We start from the raw sequence: 4,970 nt of genomic DNA, 5'->3' as shown, positions 1-4,970 counted from the left end.
GGCATAGGCGGCGCCACGATCGCCTTGCCGCCGAGATTGGTGACCGCGAAAGTATCCGAGCCGGCCGGCTCGATGACCTCGATGTGACAGTCGGCGCGGGCGATGTTCGAGGCGTTGCGTTCGGCACCCTCGGGATCGGTCAGTGCTTCCGGGCGGACGCCGAAGATGATCGGTTTGCCCTGGAATGCCGAAAGACCGACCGGCGCATTGGCCAGCGGCAGCGAAATCGGCTGGCGCTCCATGACGACGGAGAAGCCGCTACCGTTGCTGCCGATCGTCGCCGGGATCAGGTTCATCGCCGGCGAGCCCATGAAGTCGGCAACAAACAGGTTGGTCGGATTGTTATAGATTTCGGCCGGCGTGCCGAACTGCTGCACCTCGCCGTCGCGCATCACCGCGATCTTGGTGGCCAGCGTCATCGCCTCGATCTGGTCGTGCGTGACGTAGACGATGGTGGTGCCGGTGGTGGCGTGCAGGCGCTTGATCTCGATGCGCATGTCGACGCGCAGCTTGGCATCGAGATTGGACAAAGGCTCGTCGAACAGGAACAGCTTGGGATCGCGCACCAGCGCCCGGCCCATGGCGACGCGCTGGCGCTGGCCGCCGGAAAGCTGGCTTGGCTTGCGCTTCAGCAAATGGCCGATCTGCAGGACCTTCGCCACCTTGTCGATCGCCTTCTGGCGCTCGCCGGCCGGCACGCCGCGCATCTCCATGCCGAAGGCAATATTCCCGGCCACCGTCATGTTCGGATAGAGCGCGTAGCTCTGGAACACCATGGCAATGTCGCGCTTGGAGGGGTGGAGATCGTTGATCGTGCGTCCGTCGACGCGGATTTCGCCTTCGGTGATGGTCTCCAGGCCGGCAATGGTGTTGAGCAGCGTGGACTTGCCGCAACCGGAAGGCCCGACCAGCACGAGGAAGCCGCCCTTTTCCAGGTCGAGGTCGATGCCTTTCAGGATCTCGACCGCTCCGAAACGCTTCTTCAGCCCGTCAATTTCCAGAAAAGCCATGCGATTATCCTTTGACGGCGCCGGCCATCAGGCCGCGCACGAAATAGCGGCCGGCGAGCACATAGACGAGGAGCGTCGGCAGCGCGGCAATCATCGCCGCCGCCACGTTGACGTTGTATTCGACGACGCCGGTCGAGGTGTTGACGACGTTGTTCAGCGCCACCGTCATCGGCATCACGTCGCCGGAGCCGGCATAGGCGGAAGCGAAGAGGAAGTCGTTCCAGATGTTGGTGAACTGGTAGATCACCGTCACCACGATGATCGGCAGCGAGTTGGGCAGCATGATACGCCGGAAGATCTGGAAGAAGCTGGCGCCGTCGATCTGAGCCGCCTTAACCAGCTCGTTCGGAAACGCTTCGTAATAATTGCGGAAGAACAGGGTGGTGAAGCCGATGCCGTAGACGACGTGAACGAACACCAGGTTCACCGTCGGATTGCCGAAGCCGAAGGTGAGGCCGGTCACGTTCTGCAGCTTGACGCCGAACCGGCCGAGGCTGCCGAGGATCGTTGCCATCGGCAAGAGGACCGACTGGAACGGGATAAAGCAGGCAAACAGCATCAGCCCGAACACCAGCGTCGCCCCGCGAAAGCGCCACTTCGTCAGCACATAGCCGTTGAGTGCGCCGAGCAGGGTCGAGATGATGACGGCCGGAACCACCATCTTGATCGAGTTCCAGAAATAGCCCTTCATGCCGACGCAGGTGAGACCCGAGCAGACTTCGCTCCACGCCCTTATCCAGGGTGCGAAGGTCGGCGCCTGCGGCAGCGCCAGCATGTTGCCGTTCTGTATCTCGTCCATGGTCTTGAACGAGGTGACCAGCATGACGAACAGCGGCATCAGGTAGAACAGCGCGAACAGCGCCAGCAGCCCGTAAATGACGATACGGTTGACCGTCCTGGCGCTGATACCGCCAGTGCTCTGGCGAGCAGGAGTGGCTGTGGCGCTCATCGCGGCTTCTCCCGAAGCTCGGAATAGAGATAGGGAACGATGATCGCGGTGATGGTCATCAGCATGATCACGGCGCTGGCCGAGCCGACGGCCATCTCGTTGCGCTTGAAGGTGTACTCATACATGAAATTGGACGGCAGCCAGGCCGAACCGCCCGGCCCGCCGCTGGTCAGCGCCACCACCAAATCGTAGGATTTGATGGCGAGGTGCGCGAGCACGATCAAGGCCGAAAGGAAGATCGGCCGCAGCAGCGGGATAACGATGCGGCGGTAGAGCTGGAAGGTGGTGGCGCCGTCGATCTGCGCCGCCTTCAGGATCTCGCCGTCGATGCCGCGCAGGCCGGCCAGGAACATCGCCATGATGAAGCCCGACGCCTGCCAGACGCCGGCGATGACCACCGTGTAGATAACGAAATCCTTGTTCTTGATCCAGTCGAAATGGAAGCTCGTCCAGCCCCATTGATGCAGCGTCTGCTCGAGGCCGAGGCCGGGGTCGAGGAACCATTTCCACGCAACGCCGGTGACTATGAAGGACAGTGCCATCGGGTAGAGATAGATCGGCCGCAACATGCCTTCGCCACGGATCTTCTGGTCGAGCAGGATCGCCAGGAACAGGCCGAGCGCAAGACAGATGGAAATATAGAGGAAGCCGAAAATCCCCATATTGGTGATCGACGTGTACCAGCTGGACGGCGGATCGCTTTCGAAGGTCCAGCGCCATAGCCGCTGATAGGCTCGTGGCCCGGTGATCGCATAGGACGGAAAGGTCTTGGAGTTGGTGAAAGACAGATAGATCGTCCACAGGATGAAGCCGTAGACGAAGACGACGGTGGCGGCGAAGCTCGGCGCCAGCACGAGCTTCGGCAGCGCGTCCTGAAGGCGCGAGCGCACCGTGGCACCTGGACGGGCACCGTGCTCCGGCGTCAGCGTGATACTGGTTTCAGCAACTGTGCTCATCTGTCCATTCCGTATAGCGGGTCCGGAATTCTGCTGTCGCGGCCTCTCCGGCACGAAAGCGTGCCGGTCGGCGCAATAGGAAACCCCACCGCAGAGGACTCTCCCCGGCTTGCGCCGGGGAGATCATTCACATTGGCGGGCGCTTACTTGGCGTCTTCGATCGCGCTGACCAGTTGGGTCACGGCCTCGTCCGAGGTCTTGATCTGGCCGTGGACGAATTTGGAGACGACATCCTTGTAGGCGTTGGCAACCGCCGGCGGCGCGCCATAGCCCTGCGCCAGCGAACCGAACAGCGTGCCGCCTTCATTGGCGGCCTTCAGGTCGGCCATGCCCTTCTTGCCGCAAGCGTCGAAATCGGTATCCGGCACGTCGGTGCGGGCCGGAACAGAGCCTTTGACGACGTTGAAGGCCGACTGGAAGCTCTTCGACAGCGTGGCGGTGGCCAAGGCGATCTGGGCGGCCTTGCGGTCCTCCGGAACGTTGAACATGCCGAACATGTCGGAGTTGTAGACGACGCTGCCGTCGGTGCCGGGGAAGCGGTAGCACAGGAAGTCGGTGCCCGGGACCTTCTTGGCGGCGTTGAATTCGCCCTTGGCCCAGTCGCCCATGACCTGCACCAGCGCATCGCCCTTGATGACCATGGCGGTGGCGAGATTCCAGTCCCGGCCCGAGAAGTTCGGGTCGACATAGGTGACGAGCTTGGCGAGGTTGTCGAACGACTTCTTCATCGTGTCGGACTTCAGCGACTCCTCGTCGAGGTCGTTGAAGGCCTTCTTGTAGAACTCAGGCCCGCCGGTCGACAGCACGACCGAGTCGAACATTGTCGCTTCCTGCCAGTTCTGGCCGCCCAGCGCCAGCGGGATGACGCCCGCCGCCTTGGCCTTGTCGAGCAACGCGATGAAGTCGTCGAAGGTCTTGGGCTCGGTGCCGCCGATCTTGTCCATCACCGCCTTGTTGATCCACAGCCAGTTGACCGAGTGGACGTTGACCGGGGCCGCGACCCACTTGCCGTCATAGACCGAGAATTTCTGCAGGGCCGCGGGAACGGATTTGTCCCAGCCTTCCTTCTTCGCCGTCTCGGTCAGGTCGCCCATGACGCCGGCTGCGGCGTAGTCGAGCACGGTATAGCCAAGCATCTGCGAAGCAGTCGGGTAGTTGCCCGCCGCCACCATCGCCTTCAGCGCGGTCATGGCGGCGTCGCCGCCGCCGCCGGCCACCGGCACGTCCTTCCAGGCAAAGCCTTCCTTGGCCAGATCCTGCTTGAGCACGTTCAAAGCGGCGGCTTCGCCGCCCGACGTCCACCAATGCAGCATCTGGACTTCCTTGACGTCCTCGGCATGGGCCGCGAACGCAACGCCCGATGCGAGAGCCGTCCCGATAAGCAGTTTGCGCAACATGTACTTCCTCCCTTGTTGACCTTGCACGACCGGCGGATGCCCGCCGGGTTCTTCCCAACTCAGCCGACCCACCATCCGGTGCGCTGGCCGCGATGAAACTGGATTGTCTTTTCTTCTGTATAGTCCTCGACGGCGCGCTTGCCGAGTTCGCGTCCGAGACCGGACTGCTTGTAACCGCCGAAAGGCAGTTCGGGATAACCCTCCATGAACGTGTTCACCCAAACGGTTCCCGAACGCATATTTCGCGCCACCGACATGCAGGTATCGATGCTGGCGCTCCAGACGCCCGCCGATAGACCATAGGGCGTGTTGTTGGCGATGTGCAACGCCCTTTCAATCGATCCAAAAGTCAGCACCGAGAGCACCGGACCGAACACTTCCTCGCGCGCAATGGCCATGTCTTCGGTGACGTCGCGAATGATGGTCGGATCAAGATACTGGCCGGCGCTCGAAGCAAGCTGCTTGCCGCCGCAATAGATCCGGCTGCCGTCGTTTTCCGCAGCCGTCACGTAGCCGGTGACCTTGGTCACATGGTCGGCGGAGATCATCGCGCCGACCTTGGTGCGGTCGTCGAGCGGATCGCCGACAGTCACCTTGGTGGTGAGTGCTTTGACGGCGCCGAGGAACTCGTCGGCGATCGCCTCATGAACGATTAGCC

The 4,970-nt window shown here is 62.2% G+C and carries 5 protein-coding genes; all 5 read right to left on the bottom strand.

The features are described 5' to 3' along the window. The coding region (locus E5W70_RS30655; protein ID WP_292665007.1) for an ABC transporter ATP-binding protein at positions 1-1,010 on the bottom strand (1,010 nt) is incomplete at its 3' end. A 4-nt stretch (positions 1,011-1,014) separates the two neighbouring features. Beyond that, a complete protein-coding gene (locus E5W70_RS30650; protein ID WP_292665006.1) occupies positions 1,015-1,959 on the bottom strand; it encodes a carbohydrate ABC transporter permease in 945 nt (314 codons plus the stop codon). Then, complete coding sequence (locus tag E5W70_RS30645) at positions 1,956-2,915, bottom strand: sugar ABC transporter permease (protein WP_292665005.1); 960 nt, start codon at positions 2,913-2,915, stop codon at positions 1,956-1,958. The genes E5W70_RS30650 and E5W70_RS30645 overlap by 4 nt, the downstream gene beginning before the upstream one ends. Before the next feature lie 143 nt (positions 2,916-3,058). Then, positions 3,059-4,312 (bottom strand): ABC transporter substrate-binding protein, encoded by a 1,254-nt coding sequence (locus tag E5W70_RS30640; RefSeq protein WP_292665004.1) that lies wholly within the window; start codon positions 4,310-4,312, stop codon positions 3,059-3,061. Positions 4,313-4,371: 59 nt separating this feature from the next. Then, on the bottom strand, positions 4,372-4,970 hold a 599-nt coding region (locus tag E5W70_RS30635; RefSeq protein WP_292665003.1), incomplete at its 5' end, for an aldehyde dehydrogenase family protein.

The organism is Mesorhizobium sp., from assembly GCF_005063415.1.
In the GTDB taxonomy this organism is placed as follows: domain Bacteria; phylum Pseudomonadota; class Alphaproteobacteria; order Rhizobiales; family Rhizobiaceae; genus Mesorhizobium.
Note: the sequence above shows the minus strand (reverse complement) of the source record. Positions and strands in the feature narration are given on the sequence as shown.